This window comes from Epilithonimonas arachidiradicis (assembly GCF_003610695.1).
Classification (GTDB): domain Bacteria; phylum Bacteroidota; class Bacteroidia; order Flavobacteriales; family Weeksellaceae; genus Epilithonimonas; species Epilithonimonas arachidiradicis.
In genome coordinates, this window is sequence record NZ_RAQH01000013.1 from 17,681 (window position 1) to 33,228 (window position 15,548).

The window sequence follows — 15,548 nt, forward strand, 5'->3', positions numbered from 1 at the left end:
GGATATTTTGCATTTCCACAAATTTTTAATTGACTTTTAAGTAATCCAAAACATCAGCAACGTGATTTGGCTTGCTAATTATTTTATTATCAGCATCTAAGACAAAATAAGTCGGCGTCGCAGAAATATTATAAGTATCACCATACGAGCTATACCAACCTTTTCCTTCTGAATCACTCACCCACGGATAGATATTAGCCTTGCTTTTAAATTCATCCAGATTACTATCAAGCGACAGTCCAACAATTTCGATATTTTGAGCTTTTAACTTATCATATTTTTCTAGCAATTTCGGCAACTCAGCTTCACAATGTGAGCAAGTAGAAGACCAAAAAACCACAATTTTTTTAGAGCTTTTGATATCATATAAAGATTTTGCTTTTGTATGGATCGCATTAACAAAAGTGTTATTTGGCATTTTAGCGCCGATCTCCGTGTTGTTATTCGACTTCAGCGTAGAAGCTAACCTGTCATTGATTGTACATTTCAAATTATTACCTTCTGACAGGTATTTTTGTTTCAACTTATCCATATTATATGTGTTGAAAATATCGATCAGTTCAGACAAAATAGTTTGGCCGCGTGGTGTTTCCAAATTGACCGCTTCTAATAATTTATCGACTCCGCCTTCGACATTAGATTTAGACACGTTTAGATAGTTAATTAAGGAAGGTTTCAGGATCAGAGAGGTTTCCAGATATTCTCCAGATTTTGAGTAAAAATCGATGTAATCCTGCGGTTTCAATTCAGTTGCTTTTTCCTGAACAGAAAATTTTTGATTTTTATTATAAAAATCTAAAAAAGGGTGTGCTTCATACATCGCCTGATCATCTTTAGAAAGTAAGCTGATCTCACTTTCCAAAGATATATAGAAGTTTTCAGACGGTTTGTAATAATCCTTAATTTGAATCAACGCCGGCAAAATTAACTCCTTTTTCTTTTGCTGCTCAACATCATTACTAAATAACTGATTGGTCTGATCATTAAAAGTTACATTGGAAAACTTGTTCTTGCTGTCCAACTCAACCTTAAAATCTATATTCTTATTTTCAGAAACCATATTCACAGAAGAATTTGTCTTCTGGAAAAATGCCCTCATCATTCCGACATATTTCTTATCGACCTTGAAAACAGCTTTGTTATTTGAAATTTTAGCCTTAGAATACAAGATTTCTTTAGAACCGTTAAATCCGTATAGATATATGTCTGAATCTGATAAATAAGAAGGAATTTGAACATTCACGCTAAACTGTGGGAATGCATATGCAGATAAGAGAATACTGCTTACATATAGTATTTTTTTCATAAAGTAAAAATAAAAAAAACTCACTAAAAGTGAGTTTAATATATTAAAATAAATATTTTTATTGTAATAATTTTCTTTTAGACTTTGCTGCAACAATCACAATCATAGATACAGCGATCAGCAAAAGAAATATTACATAATCGTCAATTGGAGATGCGGGATATGCACCAATATCACCGGACTCTGGATTCTCTGGCGGTGGAGGTACAGATTGTCCAAACGCAAATATACTCATTAATAGGAATAAAAACCCGTACGCCCTTTTAAATAAAAGATTTGTCATCATTAAATATTTGTGTTTTTAGTTAACAATTTTTTTAATTACAACTTCTCCTTTATCAGAAATTGCCTTTACTACGAAAATACTTTTTGCTTGATAATTCAATGGAATAGTATAATCTGTACTCGTAGATATTTGTGATTTTGAATTTAAAAGCTGTCCTGCAGCAGAATAAACTTCAACAGTTGCTTTATTCCAATTTTTAGCAAATCTTACTGTCCACTGAGCATCTTTTTTCGCAATTACAGTTTGTGAATTATTAAAGTTACCCGTTCCTAATGTGGCACCCTCTGGCAATTCGTAATATAATCCCAATTGCTGATTACCATTCATAGATAAGCTTTCCCCATCAACAATTTTCACGAATTGACCATTATTATTCTTCAGATAGAAAGATCCATCAGACAATCCTTCCTCGACTCTCTCACCAGCTTCATACAATTCAAATTTGAGCTGATAAGGCTGTTCCGTATATTGAATAAAAAGAGGAATCTCCTTAGATTTAAAATCTATCTGATTGGCTTCATTGATATATAATTGATCATAATAATTATAATCCTCACCACCATTAGGCTGTTCTTCTTTTGTATATATCTTTTTCCCTTCAACAAAAGACTGCGTTCCACCATCATTTGTATGTCCTGTAACAGAAGTTGGAGAAACTGCATAATAAGTTCTATCCAACTCTGCTCCATCAAGATCGTACATAACTACAGCAACTTGTTTTACAATTTTATCAGCAGGTATACCTTCTTTTGCTGTATAATTTGATTTTGCTGCCGTAACTGAATAATCAAGACCATCTGCACGCGATGCGAATTTAAATCTTCTGGTTCTAGAAAGATTTAAAGTTTGAGATGTATTGTTATTCAACTTTACCATAAATGCTCCCATAGGCTTAATGATAAGTCTATTTGCTGTTATATCTCCTGATTGAAAAACACCAGAAGTAGCTAATGCGACAATTGCAGTTCCATACGTAGAGCCTTGTCTAATATCCCAGTTAATTTGATTATTTCCATAGTAGGCAACACCAACAATATTTGAAATATTATTACCATCTGTAGCATTTCCTGTTTCGTTAGCCCCTATAAATTTAAGGTCTATATTAGTAAGAAAAGGATTAGCCATTTGGTATAGATTAAGTCCATAATCAGAGGACCAATTTGGAGTTTTTGACCTAAATGGATCATCTATATAGCTGTAATATTTTTCTCCAAAATAATTAGTTCCGTTACCATTAATACCAAAACCTCCGGTATAAGCACCAGCCAAAGTCATTTGGATATTGTTTATCCCACCTCCAATTACATCTGATGCAGGCGTACCAGTAAAAGTTTTTTTATCTGTAGTTGGAACCCACATATAAGTACCATCGTCTCTCCTTCTTGGCATAATATAATATGTCATCGGATTAATAAACGTTGCAGATGGGTTACCTGCAGCGTCGTAAGCTGTCCCACTATAAGCAATCTGATCAAAACGAGCTCTTGCATTGTTCCACCAGAACGCTGAAGACAAATTAAATCGCCCAGAAGAATTGTTCGTAGTATTAGTAACATTAAGATTCCCTGCTCCAAATGCAGTTACAAGTTCCGGAATTGTAAAATTATAAAAAGGTAACGCGATCTGTTGTCTACCGGTCGTTCCGTTTAAAAAGTCAGATGTATATTCCTTATTAACCTTACCTGTAATATTAGCTTGGGGAACACCAGTAATATACAGTTGTCCATAATCTGTAGTCGAAGCTAATCTTAGATTAACACTTGAAGTTGAAGCAACATTTAAAACATCCGTTGCTACTCCATTGATCATAATGTTTCCAGAATTGTTAACCACAGCGGAACCAGCCGTTTGCAAACCTCCACCGTTGTAAACCAAAGTCTGGCTTTGGATAGTAACTAACGCTGAGTTTCCTACATAAGTCAGAACTTGAGAAAAAGCAATACTATTGAATAGTATTAGTTTGATAATAAATAATTTTCGTATCATATGTGTATGTGTTTTCGTGTTCTTCCTGCAAAGATATTAATTTTTTGAATATTTAAAAAAAATATCTTATTAATTAAAGATTTTATAATATTGACTCAATTCTTATCTTGGAATTATTCTCTATATCAAACATATAATCTTCCAAAACTTTCTCTGTTGTTCCTCTAAGCCCTCTTGCGCCAAGGCCTTTATTCATAGTATCTTCTACAATTTCTTCAATAGCATTATCGGTAAACTCAAGAACCACATTATCCATTTTGAATAATTCTGTAAACTGATTTATGATTGAATTTTTTGGTTCCTTCATAATTCTTACAAGCGTTTCTTTCGTCAATTTATCCAGATATGTGATGATCGGAAACCTTCCTAAAAGTTCAGGAATCAATCCAAAACTCTTCAAATCGATAGCATTGATCTGACTTAAAATATAATCTTCTTCATCGGTTTTATTGATTTTATCTGAAGAAAAACCAATGGCCTGCTTGTTGAGTCTTCTCTCAATAATTTCTTTCATCCCGTCAAAAGCGCCACCCGCAATGAACAAAATATTCTGGGTATTAACCTGAATATATTTCTGATCAGGATGTTTGCGTCCACCTTGAGGCGGAACATTCACGATACTGCCTTCCAGCAATTTCAACAAACCTTGCTGAACACCTTCTCCCGAAACATCTCTCGTGATACTCGGATTATCAGATTTTCTGGCAATCTTATCAATCTCATCAATAAAAACAATTCCTCTCTCGGCTTTTTCTACATCATAATCAGCAACCATCAACAATCTCGAAAGGATACTTTCCACATCTTCACCCACATAACCTGCTTCTGTAAGGATAGTCGCATCTACAATACAGAATGGAACATTCAGTTGTTTTGCAATCGTTTTTGCCAGCAATGTTTTTCCTGTTCCGGTCTCACCGATCATTATGATGTTGGATTTTTCAATCTCAACTTCACGGTTTTCGTCTTGTGCATGTAATAATCTTTTGTAGTGATTATAAACCGCTATCGACAATTGTTTTTTTGCCTGGTCCTGACCAATCACATATTCATCAAGAAAAGCTTTTATTTCTCTCGGCTTTTTAAGTTCTTCCAGAGATTCCGCCATAGATGCAGAATCCGAAGTTTTATTAACACTATCTTTTACAATAGCATGTGCCTGTTCTATACAGTTTTCACATATAAATCCATTTTGCCCGGAAATCAGTATTTGTACTTCACTCTTTTTCCTTCCGCAAAATGAACATTGATTTGGATTCATAATTTTTCTCTAAGTTCTAAATTAAAAAAAGAAGCTCAAGACTTCTTTTATGCTTTTGTTATGGATTCCTGAATCTCCTTATACTCTTCGGGTGTAAAAATCAGCCTGGCATTTTTAAAATTAAGGTCGTCCATACTGTTAAGTGGTATCAAATGTATATGAGCATGCGGCACTTCCAAACCAACAACAGCCACTCCTACTCTTTTGCAAGGGATAGCTTTCTTAATCTGCTTAGCAATATCCTGTGTAAAAGCCCAAAGCTCTTTATAATCTTCAGAATCTAAATCGAAGATAAGGTCTGTTTCCTTTTTCGGAACAACCAGCGTGTGACCTTTTACCAAAGGCATCGCATCCAGAAAAGCGATGTGTTTTTCGTCCTCGGCAATTTTATAACTAGGAATTTCTCCGTTGATGATTTTAGAAAAAATAGTGCTCATAATTTTTAATATTGATTTTAAATCTCAGCAATTTTTAAACCAACATCTCTGTTTATTTTATAACGAAATTTCTAAAACTTCAAAAGAAAGCTTGTTACCATTAGGCAATACGATATCGGCTGTTTCACCAACAGATTTACCCAAAAGCCCTTTCGCAATAGGTGTATTCACAGAAATTTTTCCAGCCTTCAAATCACTCTCATTATCAGGAACCAAAGTGAATTTTTGTTCACCTTTTGTTGCATTATTTTTCAGTCTAACCGTCGTAAGTATAGATACTTTGCTCAGATCCAGCTGGCTTCCGTCGATAATTTTGGATGTAGAAATAATATCCTTCAATTTAGAGATTCTCATTTCCAACATCCCCTGCGCTTCTTTAGCTGCATCGTACTCTGCATTTTCAGACAGATCCCCTTTATCTCTTGCTTCAGCAATCTGCTGCGTTATTTTTGGTCTTTCGATCGTTTCTAGTTGTTCCAGTTCGGCTTTCATTTTGTCCAAACCTTCTTTGGTCACGTAGTTCATAACAATAAAATTTATCGTTTGTATAAAAAAATAATCCGACCTTTGCCGGATACTAATTTGTCTCGAATTGAGTTTACAAATATATAATTTATTTTTGAAATGAAAACCAAAAAAATCGCATCGCTATTCGCATTATTTTTGATTATCAGCGTTTTAAGTATTAATAATTCTTGTAGCGAAAGAAATGAAACCGTAAGCTGTTTTCCCAATTCCACGATTGCTGTACAACTTAACCTGACTTTACCACTTTATTATAAGTTACAGACCGTTGGATCCTGGGTTTACGTGAATGAAGTTGGAGCGGGAACCAGAGGGCTGATCGCGGTAAGAACAACAAGTGGATTCAAAGTTTATGATAGAAATGCACCACATATCTGTCCGGATACAGATACAACTCTTGAGGTCAAAAATGACACTTCCATTTATTGTCCGAAAGATGGCTCACAATGGATACTAATCACGGGACAACCTACAGATAACAGCGTTGCCAAAATAGCACCTAAAACCTACGGCTATAGTTTCGATGCTAATACTAATATTTTATCAATTTATAATTAAATGAGAGTCGTAATCCAGCGCGTTTCCGAAGCAAGCGTAAAAGTAGATAAGCAAATTGTCGGAGAAATCGGAAAAGGATTGATGCTTTTGATTGGCGTTGATGAAAGTGATGAAAACGCAGATGCAGAATGGCTTGTGAAAAAAATTCTTGATGTAAGAGTTTTTTCCGATGAAGATGGAAAAATGAATCATTCCGTGAAAGACATTAATGGCGAAATCCTTTGCATCAGTCAATTCACTCTGATTTCTGATTATAAAAAAGGCAATCGCCCTTCCTATATCAAAGCTGCCAAACCAGATAAAGCCATTCCGTTATTTGAATACTTTAAAGATGAAATAAAAAAATCCGGACTGAAAACCGAAAGCGGCATTTTCGGTGCAGATATGAAAGTTTCATTGATTAATGATGGTCCGGTCACATTAGTTTTTGACAGCAAGACAAAATTATAAAGGAGCAAATATTTGCTCCTTTACTTTTAATCGACCTCGTATTCAAGTTTTATGGTAATGCTTGCTTCTTTTTCCTTGGAAGTGGTATTGTAAGTTCCGCCATAGGAATAATCTTCGTTGGAATTTGGTGCCGTAATCTGAATTACACCCATTGTTGCTTTTTTCAGATTTCCGAGACTGCTTCCCGCATTTTCAGCAATTTTCTCCGCTCTTTCTTTCGCATCTTTTGTAGCGTTAGCAATCATTTCTTGCTTAACATCAGACAACTTGGTGTAGAAATATTGCGGTGAAGAAGATGTGAACTCTATTCCACGATTGATGATTTCGGTAATGTTTCTGGAAATATTTTCAATTTTTGAAACTTCTTTGGATTGGATAGAAACACTTTGGGTCAAATTATATCCTGAAAATTCTCCCTGTTGATAATTCCCGTTGGAATCCGTATAGCTACGGAATTGTTTCTGAATATCAACCGCAGAAAAAACCATTTCATTTTGCTTCACACCTTTGGAAAGAAGATAATCGGAGATCACTTTTCTGTCAATTGCCAAAGCATCATAAGCCGATTTCAGCTCAAAATTATTCTTGGAAAAGCTTCCTGACCAGGTAATAAGGTCTGATGTAAATTTTTTGGAACCAAGTCCGGTCACAGAAACGGTATTTTCAGATTTGTTTCTATTTTTGATGGCGCTGCCAAGCAATCCAGCAGCAATAATAAAACCTAATGCAGCAATTCCAACTGCAATATAATTCTTCATAAAATTTTGTATTTGAGTTTTTTGCATCAAACTTGATACCAAATTTTATGATTTTATTAACATTATGCTTCCGCTAATTTCCCAATATCTTCAATAGAATTCTCTCTTTCCAATGCTTCCAGATAGGATTTACGTTTTACAACCCTGGTATCGCTCCAGCTGTCGTGCCATCCTAAGCTTCCCAAAAATGAGAGTGCATCAAACGGAACAATCCTACTGAAGTTTCTTTTCAGGAAATCATTTCCTGTTGGCAAGCCACCGTTTTCCTTCACTACCATTGTTCCCGTAATCAGTTTGCCGAGACTTCGTCCTTTTGAAATCATCTCTGTGAGATACATAAAAAGCGCATAGAAAAAAGCAGTAACCAGTCTATCTAAAAAAGAATTAATATTGGAAACCTTGTCTGCAACTATCAAATAATCTATTCCTGAAACAAAGGAATAAATAACCATCATTACAGCATAAAGCAGAATGACAAGCAAATAAGTGAAAAAATAGTCGATGAGAAAATTGATAAAGCGTAATAATTTTTCCGCCTGATTTCTGTCTACGATTTTGGAGTGGTTTTTCATTGGTTTAGTTTTTTATTAATGATTTTAATTAATTTCCTTCTCGAATTCCAGACTAACACCTTTCATCTCGCCCGGCATTGGCGGAACGGATTTGGTTAATTTGATTTTGATAAAAGTGATTTGTGGAAACTGGTTTTCGATTTTGTTAATGATTCTTCCAATCACGTGTTCCAAAAGTTCGGAACGGATTGCCATTTCCCGATGAATAATTTCGCTGACCTCAGCATAATTGATAGTATCGCCTAGATTATCGGATTGCAATGCTTTTTCTAGATCAGCGTGTAACTCTGCATTGATGATATAATTATTTCCAATCAAAGCTTCTTCCGGCAAAACACCGTGATAGGCGTAGATTTTTATGTCTTCTAATAGGATTTTTGATTTCATTCTTTAAAAATAGAAAAATATTTTGAACGCAAAGTACACAAAGATTTTTTAGCATTAATTGAAAATATTTTAAGGTTCGCAAAGGCGCTTCGCTCAGCAAAAGAAAGTTATATTTTAAATATAACGTTTGTCATTCCGGAGGAATCTCTTCAATTTAGATTCTTACAGAATGACAAAGATTCTGGTAAGCTCTTATTTACTCTGAAGGTTTCTTTCGTGCACAGATGCAATAGGGATAGTAGTGGAAATCCTTTTTTGCAAAAAAAGATTGCAACGGATAGCCCGGCTCTGCAAATTTTTGCTTCGGGAAAGCTTGGAAAAATCTTGCGGAGATTGCCCAAATAATTCCACAAAAAAAACCTCATCTGTAAAGACAAGGTTTTGATTTTATTTGATGCTTTTGGAAAGTTCCAGCATGGCTTCAATCGGTTTCAATGCTTTGAGACGAATATCCTCGTCCATTGTAATTTCCGGAAGTTCATATTTCATACACAGATAAAGTTTTTCCAGCGTGTTTCTCTTCATAAAGAAACATTCTGAGCAATTGCAGCTCTCGTCGAAAACTAAAGCGGGAATCAAAGATTTGTGTGGCGCACGTTTTCTCATCTCGTGAAGGATGCCTTCTTCAGTCGCAATGATAAACTCTTGGCAATCATCTTGTTCTACATAATTCAAAAGCGCGGACGTTGAACCGATGAAATGCGCCAGTTCCAAAACCGGTGTTTCACTTTCCGGGTGAGCGATCAGTTTTGCATTCGGGTGGTCTGCCAGCTGTTTTGCGATACGCTCCATAGAAAACGCCTCGTGAACGATACAGCTCCCGTCCCAAAGAATCATATCACGACCTGTTTTCTTGCTGAGATATCTTCCTAAGTTTTTATCCGGAGCGAATATAATAGGTCGGTCTTTTGGTAAAGCATTAATGATCTGTTCTGCGTTGGAGCTCGTTACAATAATGTCCGAAGCAGCTTTGGTTTCCGCATTACAGTTGATGTAAGTTGCTACTAGCGCATCTGGATATTGCTCGCGCATCTTGTTGAGACCTTCCGCCGAACAACCGTCTGCTAAGGAACAGCCTGCTAAAGTATCGGGCAGAACAACTTTTTTGGTCGGGTTAAGGATTTTTGCCGCTTCTGCCATAAAGTGAACGCCACAAAAAGCGATCATATCTGCATCGGTTTCCTTTGCCTGTCTTGCCAACTGTAAAGAGTCTCCCAGGAAATCAGCAATATCCTGAATAGGACCTGGCTGATAATAATGCGCCAGAATAACGGCATTTTTTTCTTTTTTGAGGTCAAGAATAGCTTTCACAAGGTCATCGCCTGTTGGAATCGCAAATTCTTTGAGGTCAAGAAAACCTTTTACAGGCATATTGTTGATTGCAATGTCTAATGTATTTTCCATTACGTGTTTTTCAGATTTTATTCGTTGATAAAGTTATTAATAATTTTCTCGACTTCCGCTTTTGCCTCATCCAAATCTGTATTAACAATAATTTTATCAAAATGCTTTTGGTAAGTCATTTCCTCGCCTGCTTTTTCCACTCGGGTTTTTATGGTTTCTGCGCAGTCGGTGTTTCTTTTTATCAATCTCTGTTCCAACTCGGCGATGCTTGGTGGCATTACGAAAATCGACAATGCTTTGTCACCGAAAATCTCTTTCAGTCGGATTCCGCCTTTAACATCAACATCAAAAATCACGACTTTTCCTTCTTTCCAGATTCTTTCTACTTCGGATTTCAGCGTGCCGTAATATTTGTCGGTATAAACTTCTTCGAATTCTACAAATTCATCTTTCGATATTTTGGTTCTGAATTCTTCCGGTGTCAAGAAGTAATAATCTACTGCATGTTTTTCTTCGCCGCGCGGTTGTCTTGTGGTGGCAGAAATCGAAAAGCTTAATTGAGGAACTACTGAAAGTCCGTGTTTGACCAACGTTGTTTTTCCACTTCCGGACGGTGCTGAGAAAATGATGACTTTTTCTTTCATTACAGGACATTCAAAGTTTGCTCTTTGATTTTCTCCAAATCATCTTTCATCTCGACCACCAATTTCTGAATCTCAGAATGATTGGCTTTTGAACCCAAAGTATTGATTTCTCTTCCCATTTCCTGCGCAATGAAACCCAATTTTTTTCCATTAAAATCTTCGTTTTTCATCACTTCGAGATAATATTTGATGTGTTGGGACAATCTTACTTTTTCTTCAGAAATATCCAATTTTTCAACAAAATAAACCATCTCCTGATAATACCTTGTCTCATCAATATTTTCAAAATTCTTAAGCGCAGCCTGATATCTGTCTTTGATGGGCTGGATTCTTTCTTCTTCGTATTGAGCAACCTGATTGAGGTTATATTCTATGTTCTGAACGATTTTTTCTATTTCGACAGCCAGATTATTTCCTTCCGTTTGTCTGAACTCGATAAATTTAGAAATAGAATTCTCTACAGTTTCCAAAAGAGTTTTCCACTCGTTCTCTTCCAAATCGGAGTTTTTTGTAGACAAAGCGTCCGGCATTCTGACCGCCATTTTCAGCAATTCGAATTCAGGTGCATCGGAACCGACCTCTCTCAACTGATTCATATAATTCTTGACAACATCCTGATTGATTTTGACATCATTATTATCCTCCAGACTTTCGCAGTTGATGTAACAATCTACTTTCCCTCTGAGGATTTTATCATTCAGTAATTTTCTGATATCAAATTCTTTTTCTTTGTATCTCAACGGAATTTTAACATTCAAGTCAAAGTTCTTGCTATTCAAAGATTTGATATCGATTGTAATTTTTTTTCCTTCATAAACAGTCTCAGCGCGGCCGAAACCTGTCATAGATAATATCATACGATTCTATATAAGAATGCAAAGATAATTAATTTTGATTCTCCGGATTCAATTTCCTTTTTGAATTAAAAACACGATCAGAATTCGAAGTATTTCCTTATTTTTGCCTCCTATGAAAAGATGGTATCTCTACCCTTTTTCCTTGGGTTATCATCTCGGCACTTCTGTTAGAAACCGGATGTATGATTGGGGAATTTTTTCTTCTTCGAAATTCAGAACACCAATAATTGGTGTCGGAAACCTGTCGGTTGGAGGCAGTGGAAAATCGCCGATGGTAATGTATCTGGCAGATTATCTTTCACGCTCGTTCCGAACCGGAGTCCTGTCAAGAGGTTATGGCAGAATTACAAAAGGTTATAAAATCGTGAATTACGAAAGTAATTACAAATTGGTTGGTGATGAGCCAATGCAATTGTTCGAGCGATTCCGAAACCGTTTTGTGATCGGTGTATGCGAGGACCGTGTTTTTGGTGCAAAAAAAATCATTTCCGATATGGATCTGGACGTGTTGATTTTGGATGACAGCTACCAGCATCGCGCTATAAAACCAGGAATGAATCTTCTCCTGACAGATTATAATGATCCTTTTTTCAAAGATTTTGTATTGCCGGCTGGTGATCTTCGCGAAAGCAGAAGAGGAAAAAGCCGTGCCGACATCATTATGGTAACGAAATGTCCCGATGATCTGACGGAAGAAAAGAAGCAATACTATATCTCCAGAATACGACCTCAACATTATCAGAAAGTATTTTTTTCATCAATTTCTTATGATGAAAACATTCTCGGAATAGATAAGATGATGCCTGTAAAGAATCTGGATTATTATGATGTTTTACTGATCACGGGAATTGCAAATCCTTCTCAGCTGCTGAAAGAAATCTCCAAATACAACAAAAAGATTAAACATCTTCAATTCAAAGATCATCATAATTTTACTGATGATGACATCAAAAAAATCACTGCAGAATATAAAAAACTAGGCGAATACAAGGTGATTCTGACCACTGAAAAGGATTACGTGCGCCTAAAAACTTTTGACTATCTTAGAGATAAGATCTATTATTGGCCAATCAATGTAGAGATTGATAAGCGAGAAGACTTCAACAAGATTATTCAGAATTATGTTAGAAAAGTTTAAAGAAACAGCAGAATTCATCAGAGATATTATTGGTGAAACGCCTGATTTTGCTATTGTTCTCGGTTCCGGACTTAGTAAACTTCAGTATGAGGTAGAAGCGATTCATACTTTAGACTACAAAGACATTCCGAACTTTCCCCAAACCACTGTTGCGGGTCACGGCGGAAAATTAATTTACGGAATTCTCGAAGGTAAAAAAGTTTTGATGATGAGCGGTCGTTTCCATTATTATGAAGGCCATTCTATGGAAACGGTAACTTTTCCTTTCCGAGTTTTTCACTTATTAGGAATTAAGAATTTGATTCTTTCCAATGCTGCCGGTGGTGTGAATCCCAATTTCAAAGTAGCTGACGTAATGATTCTGACAGACCATATCAATATGATGCCGGAACATCCGTTGAGAGGAAGAAATATTGAGGAATTAGGGCCTCGTTTCGTGGATATGAGCGAACCTTACAATCGTAAAATGATTGAATTAGCTAAACATATTGCTGTTCAAGAAAATATCAATTTAAAAGAAGGTGTCTATGTCGCTTTAACAGGACCAACTTTTGAAACACCAGCAGAATACGGAATGGTAAAGGCTATTGGCGGAGATGCTGTTGGAATGAGCACTGTTCCGGAAGTCATTGTTGCAAAACATCAAGGGATGGATTGTTTCTGTCTTTCTATCATCACAGATTTGGGAGGTCCGGATATTTCCTTCGCTGTTTCTCACGAAGAAGTTTTGGAAGCAGCTAACAAAGCAATGCCCAATGTTATTAAAATCGTAAAAGGACTTGTAAAAAACTACATTTAGATAAAATTAAAATCCTCAGAAATTTCTGAGGATTTTTCGTTAATTCTTAATTATTTTCTCATAACTCTTCGAACCATCTATATTTTCAAATTCGATGAAATAAATGCCTTTCATCAATTGAGAAACATCGATTGTTGCAGCAGATTTCTGAGACAGAACTTGCTTCCCTGTAGAATCGTAAATTTTCAGAGAATTCGCTTTGTCAGAGTTGCTGAGGTTCAAAACATCTTTTACAGGATTTGGGTAAACACCAATTTTCTTCGTAAATGCATTAGTATCGTCAACAGCCAAAGAAGGTAACAAAGTCAAAGTCGCAAAATCTCTGTTTCCGCTACCGTGATTTGCCAAAGCCAAAGCGGCTCCTTTTGCATAAAATATTGGAAGAGTGCCTGCAGAATTGGTAAAAGCAAAATCACCAGCACCACCCGCAAGCGTTCTTCTTACAACCAGAGTTCTTGTGCCGGAAGCTACTGTATTAGATACTTCTGTCCAATTTTGTACAGCATCTGCACTAGGGGTTATACCGACGCCATTGAACGTATAATCTCTATTTGCGGTACTGTTATAAATGAAACCATCCGCTCCAGCAGCCATCCCTTCCGAACCGAATCCTACGCCTAGCCACGCCGTGCTGCTTCCCGTGAGCGTCATTGTAACATTGGTCGCATCAGTATCAATTTTTATTGTCATTGCTGTGGTTGGCAGACTGACAACTCCAGTAGAAAATTGAGAAAACATTGTTCCGCCAATCAACAGCGGAAGCATCTTTAGTAAGTTTTTTGCCATATTTTTTAATGTTTCAGAAGATTAATTAATTCGTTATTATTAGATTTCAAAGCATATTCAAAAGCTGAAACTCCCATAGAGTCTTTTATATTCACGTCTGCTTTATTCTTTAGCAAAATGCTTACAAGTTCCAGGTTATTCCTTTTCACCGCCCATAAAAGAGGTGTATTCCCAAAAGAATCCTGAATATTAGGATTTGCATTTTTTGCTAATATTTTTTCCACAAGCTCTTTATTATAATTGATGCAAAGCGAAGAAAGCGCTGCGCCTTCCGGACTTGCATAATTCAAATCTTTGACGTTATCAATCAGGTATTTGGCAACTTCTGTATTGCCCCTGTAGCAAGCGAGAATCAAAGGTGTAAAACCTCTTTCATTTTTAGAATTAATGATATCCGGATTTTGACTAGCTAAAGCTTTCATTTCATCAACAGTTCCGCTCCGGGCAATATCGAAAACGTTTTTGGTTTGAGAAAAACCTAATCCAAAAATCATTAGTGCAATTATTGTAAAATATTGTTTCATTATTTCTGAAGTAAAAAGTTATAATTGACATTCACATTTTCCGCCACTTTCGCAGCCACCATTTTTGGAATTTTAACTTTATAATCTGCTGTTTTAGCAACAAATTTTCCCTGAACAACAATCTTGTCATCTTTCAGATAGATGTTAGCCATTGATTGAACTGCGTTATCAACACCGTGGAAATTCAGAGTTCCGGAAATGGTGTAAGTTTTCGGTTTGGCTGACAGATCACTTTTATTGAAATTCTGGATTTTACCTTTGAAACTCGTCTTGGGATATTTGGCAGATTCTGCATAGTTTTCATTGAAATGTTCCTGCATCAGGCTAACTTTAAAAGTAAATCCATTAACCATTGCAAGTGAGGCAATATCGCCCGTATCAGCATTCATGATTGCTGTCGAATTGTTATTCTCGGCATACACATCTTCAAATAGCGGAACCGAAGCTTCAAAAGTAATTTTCCCGGTTTTGGTAGAATATTTTTGAGCAAAGGCGAAATTCGAGGTTAGAATAATGCCCATAAAAAAAACTAAAGCTTTCATTTTTTTCATTTGTTTATAGATTAATTTTCCAGTAAACCATCTGCTTTCCATTTGATGATCAGGTTGATATTATCCTGAGACAATGTTCCACCCTGAGGCATTTTCAAAGGGTCGCCGTTAGCTCTCTGGATTCTGTCCAGAATGTTGTCAATAGAATTTTTCACAGCCGTGTAATCCGTGAGAGGAAAATAAGGATTAGAACCCGTCGGCGAGTGGCAAACGACACAATTATTATCAATGATTGTTTTCACATTTTTGTTGTAGCTCACTGTTTCTGTAATCGGCTTCACATCAGAAATTTCTTCAAAAGTTTTGGTATCGCAACTCATCAACATCAAAAATCCTGAAACCGGAACGAATAGTTTTATTGTTTTTTTCATAATCAGCA

Annotated in this window: 20 protein-coding genes; 4 read left to right on the forward strand and 16 right to left on the reverse strand. The window is 36.1% G+C overall.

The annotated features are described in order from the left end of the window. Window positions 1-25: 25 nt before the first annotated feature. The 6 genes from BXY58_RS16435 to greA all read right to left on the reverse strand — a co-directional run bounded on the left by BXY58_RS16435 (window position 26) and on the right by greA (window position 5,801). Window positions 26-1,306, reverse strand: a complete 1,281-nt coding sequence (locus tag BXY58_RS16435) for a TlpA disulfide reductase family protein (RefSeq protein ID WP_120214963.1) — start codon at window positions 1,304-1,306, stop codon at window positions 26-28. A gap of 58 nt (window positions 1,307-1,364) precedes the next feature. Next, complete coding sequence (locus tag BXY58_RS17010; protein WP_170144260.1) at window positions 1,365-1,541, reverse strand: hypothetical protein; 177 nt, start codon at window positions 1,539-1,541, stop codon at window positions 1,365-1,367. Between the two features lie 66 nt (window positions 1,542-1,607). After that, complete coding sequence (locus tag BXY58_RS16445) at window positions 1,608-3,578, reverse strand: hypothetical protein (RefSeq protein WP_120214965.1); 1,971 nt, start codon at window positions 3,576-3,578, stop codon at window positions 1,608-1,610. Window positions 3,579-3,660: 82 nt separating this feature from the next. Then, window positions 3,661-4,839, reverse strand: coding sequence for an ATP-dependent Clp protease ATP-binding subunit ClpX (gene clpX, locus BXY58_RS16450; protein WP_120214966.1), 1,179 nt, complete (start codon window positions 4,837-4,839; stop codon window positions 3,661-3,663). Window positions 4,840-4,886: 47 nt separating this feature from the next. After that, window positions 4,887-5,276, reverse strand: coding sequence for an HIT family protein (locus tag BXY58_RS16455; RefSeq protein ID WP_120214967.1), 390 nt, complete (start codon window positions 5,274-5,276; stop codon window positions 4,887-4,889). A 57-nt stretch (window positions 5,277-5,333) separates the two neighbouring features. Continuing rightward, window positions 5,334-5,801 (reverse strand): transcription elongation factor GreA, encoded by a 468-nt coding sequence (gene greA / locus BXY58_RS16460; RefSeq protein WP_120214968.1) that lies wholly within the window; start codon window positions 5,799-5,801, stop codon window positions 5,334-5,336. Window positions 5,802-5,900: 99 nt separating this feature from the next. Here greA and BXY58_RS16465 point away from each other — a divergent pair, with 99 nt between their 5' ends. After that, window positions 5,901-6,359: a hypothetical protein gene (locus BXY58_RS16465; protein ID WP_120214969.1), complete on the forward strand. Its 459-nt coding sequence runs from the start codon at window positions 5,901-5,903 to the stop codon at window positions 6,357-6,359. Next, window positions 6,360-6,809: a D-aminoacyl-tRNA deacylase gene (dtd, locus tag BXY58_RS16470; RefSeq protein WP_120214970.1), complete on the forward strand. Its 450-nt coding sequence runs from the start codon at window positions 6,360-6,362 to the stop codon at window positions 6,807-6,809. Window positions 6,810-6,835: 26 nt separating this feature from the next. Here the strand turns inward: dtd and BXY58_RS16475 are convergent, their stop codons facing one another. The 6 genes from BXY58_RS16475 to BXY58_RS16500 form a co-directional block, all read right to left on the reverse strand. Beyond that, window positions 6,836-7,567 (reverse strand): SIMPL domain-containing protein, encoded by a 732-nt coding sequence (locus BXY58_RS16475; protein WP_120214971.1) that lies wholly within the window; start codon window positions 7,565-7,567, stop codon window positions 6,836-6,838. Between the two features lie 62 nt (window positions 7,568-7,629). Further along, complete coding sequence (locus tag BXY58_RS16480) at window positions 7,630-8,139, reverse strand: RDD family protein (protein ID WP_120214972.1); 510 nt, start codon at window positions 8,137-8,139, stop codon at window positions 7,630-7,632. Between the two features lie 24 nt (window positions 8,140-8,163). Further along, window positions 8,164-8,526, reverse strand: coding sequence for a dihydroneopterin aldolase (gene folB / locus BXY58_RS16485; protein ID WP_120214973.1), 363 nt, complete (start codon window positions 8,524-8,526; stop codon window positions 8,164-8,166). A gap of 387 nt (window positions 8,527-8,913) precedes the next feature. After that, window positions 8,914-9,930 (reverse strand): quinolinate synthase NadA, encoded by a 1,017-nt coding sequence (nadA, locus tag BXY58_RS16490; RefSeq protein ID WP_120214974.1) that lies wholly within the window; start codon window positions 9,928-9,930, stop codon window positions 8,914-8,916. Between the two features lie 17 nt (window positions 9,931-9,947). Next, window positions 9,948-10,514, reverse strand: coding sequence for a guanylate kinase (gene gmk, locus BXY58_RS16495; RefSeq protein ID WP_120214975.1), 567 nt, complete (start codon window positions 10,512-10,514; stop codon window positions 9,948-9,950). Then, a complete protein-coding gene (locus tag BXY58_RS16500) occupies window positions 10,514-11,371 on the reverse strand; it encodes a YicC/YloC family endoribonuclease (RefSeq protein WP_120214976.1) in 858 nt (285 codons plus the stop codon). Before BXY58_RS16500 ends, gmk begins: the two co-directional genes overlap by 1 nt. A gap of 112 nt (window positions 11,372-11,483) precedes the next feature. Here BXY58_RS16500 and lpxK point away from each other — a divergent pair, with 112 nt between their 5' ends. Further along, a complete protein-coding gene (gene lpxK / locus BXY58_RS16505; RefSeq protein WP_120214977.1) occupies window positions 11,484-12,509 on the forward strand; it encodes a tetraacyldisaccharide 4'-kinase in 1,026 nt (341 codons plus the stop codon). Then, a complete protein-coding gene (locus tag BXY58_RS16510; RefSeq protein WP_120214978.1) occupies window positions 12,493-13,308 on the forward strand; it encodes a purine-nucleoside phosphorylase in 816 nt (271 codons plus the stop codon). Before lpxK ends, BXY58_RS16510 begins: the two co-directional genes overlap by 17 nt. Window positions 13,309-13,347: 39 nt before the next feature. Here the strand turns inward: BXY58_RS16510 and BXY58_RS16515 are convergent, their stop codons facing one another. Genes BXY58_RS16515 through BXY58_RS16530 form a run of 4 tightly spaced genes read right to left on the reverse strand, consistent with a single transcriptional unit; the run spans window position 13,348 to window position 15,540 of the window. Beyond that, window positions 13,348-14,094, reverse strand: a complete 747-nt coding sequence (locus BXY58_RS16515; protein WP_120214979.1) for a T9SS type A sorting domain-containing protein — start codon at window positions 14,092-14,094, stop codon at window positions 13,348-13,350. A 5-nt stretch (window positions 14,095-14,099) separates the two neighbouring features. Further along, window positions 14,100-14,618 carry an ankyrin repeat domain-containing protein gene (locus BXY58_RS16520; RefSeq protein WP_120214980.1) on the reverse strand — a complete coding sequence of 173 codons (519 nt, stop codon included), beginning with the start codon at window positions 14,616-14,618 and terminating at the stop codon, window positions 14,100-14,102. Next, the gene (locus BXY58_RS16525) at window positions 14,618-15,160 is read right to left on the reverse strand and encodes a YceI family protein (RefSeq protein WP_120215032.1); all 543 of its coding nucleotides are present in this window, start codon (window positions 15,158-15,160) and stop codon (window positions 14,618-14,620) included. The genes BXY58_RS16520 and BXY58_RS16525 overlap by 1 nt, the downstream gene beginning before the upstream one ends. Before the next feature lie 20 nt (window positions 15,161-15,180). Then, a complete protein-coding gene (locus BXY58_RS16530) occupies window positions 15,181-15,540 on the reverse strand; it encodes a c-type cytochrome (protein WP_120215033.1) in 360 nt (119 codons plus the stop codon). Between the last annotated feature and the right edge of the window lie 8 nt (window positions 15,541-15,548).

What these genes read in the sequence shown, in the direction of transcription:
- BXY58_RS16475 (WP_120214971.1), bottom strand. Translation starts at nt 7,567, where the DNA reads ATGAAGAATTATATTGCAGTTGGAATTGCTGCATTAGGTTTTATTATT.
- lpxK (WP_120214977.1), top strand. Translation starts at nt 11,484, where the DNA reads ATGAAAAGATGGTATCTCTACCCTTTTTCCTTGGGTTATCATCTCGGC.
- dtd (WP_120214970.1), top strand. Translation starts at nt 6,360, where the DNA reads ATGAGAGTCGTAATCCAGCGCGTTTCCGAAGCAAGCGTAAAAGTAGAT.
- BXY58_RS16445 (WP_120214965.1), bottom strand. Translation starts at nt 3,578, where the DNA reads ATGATACGAAAATTATTTATTATCAAACTAATACTATTCAATAGTATT.
- BXY58_RS16455 (WP_120214967.1), bottom strand. Translation starts at nt 5,276, where the DNA reads ATGAGCACTATTTTTTCTAAAATCATCAACGGAGAAATTCCTAGTTAT.
- BXY58_RS16480 (WP_120214972.1), bottom strand. Translation starts at nt 8,139, where the DNA reads ATGAAAAACCACTCCAAAATCGTAGACAGAAATCAGGCGGAAAAATTA.
- gmk (WP_120214975.1), bottom strand. Translation starts at nt 10,514, where the DNA reads ATGAAAGAAAAAGTCATCATTTTCTCAGCACCGTCCGGAAGTGGAAAA.
- nadA (WP_120214974.1), bottom strand. Translation starts at nt 9,930, where the DNA reads ATGGAAAATACATTAGACATTGCAATCAACAATATGCCTGTAAAAGGT.
- BXY58_RS16510 (WP_120214978.1), top strand. Translation starts at nt 12,493, where the DNA reads ATGTTAGAAAAGTTTAAAGAAACAGCAGAATTCATCAGAGATATTATT.
- folB (WP_120214973.1), bottom strand. Translation starts at nt 8,526, where the DNA reads ATGAAATCAAAAATCCTATTAGAAGACATAAAAATCTACGCCTATCAC.
- clpX (WP_120214966.1), bottom strand. Translation starts at nt 4,839, where the DNA reads ATGAATCCAAATCAATGTTCATTTTGCGGAAGGAAAAAGAGTGAAGTA.
- BXY58_RS16520 (WP_120214980.1), bottom strand. Translation starts at nt 14,618, where the DNA reads ATGAAACAATATTTTACAATAATTGCACTAATGATTTTTGGATTAGGT.
- BXY58_RS16525 (WP_120215032.1), bottom strand. Translation starts at nt 15,160, where the DNA reads ATGAAAGCTTTAGTTTTTTTTATGGGCATTATTCTAACCTCGAATTTC.
- greA (WP_120214968.1), bottom strand. Translation starts at nt 5,801, where the DNA reads ATGAACTACGTGACCAAAGAAGGTTTGGACAAAATGAAAGCCGAACTG.
- BXY58_RS16515 (WP_120214979.1), bottom strand. Translation starts at nt 14,094, where the DNA reads ATGGCAAAAAACTTACTAAAGATGCTTCCGCTGTTGATTGGCGGAACA.
- BXY58_RS16465 (WP_120214969.1), top strand. Translation starts at nt 5,901, where the DNA reads ATGAAAACCAAAAAAATCGCATCGCTATTCGCATTATTTTTGATTATC.
- BXY58_RS16500 (WP_120214976.1), bottom strand. Translation starts at nt 11,371, where the DNA reads ATGATATTATCTATGACAGGTTTCGGCCGCGCTGAGACTGTTTATGAA.
- BXY58_RS16435 (WP_120214963.1), bottom strand. Translation starts at nt 1,306, where the DNA reads ATGAAAAAAATACTATATGTAAGCAGTATTCTCTTATCTGCATATGCA.
- BXY58_RS16530 (WP_120215033.1), bottom strand. Translation starts at nt 15,540, where the DNA reads ATGAAAAAAACAATAAAACTATTCGTTCCGGTTTCAGGATTTTTGATG.
- BXY58_RS17010 (WP_170144260.1), bottom strand. Translation starts at nt 1,541, where the DNA reads ATGAGTATATTTGCGTTTGGACAATCTGTACCTCCACCGCCAGAGAAT.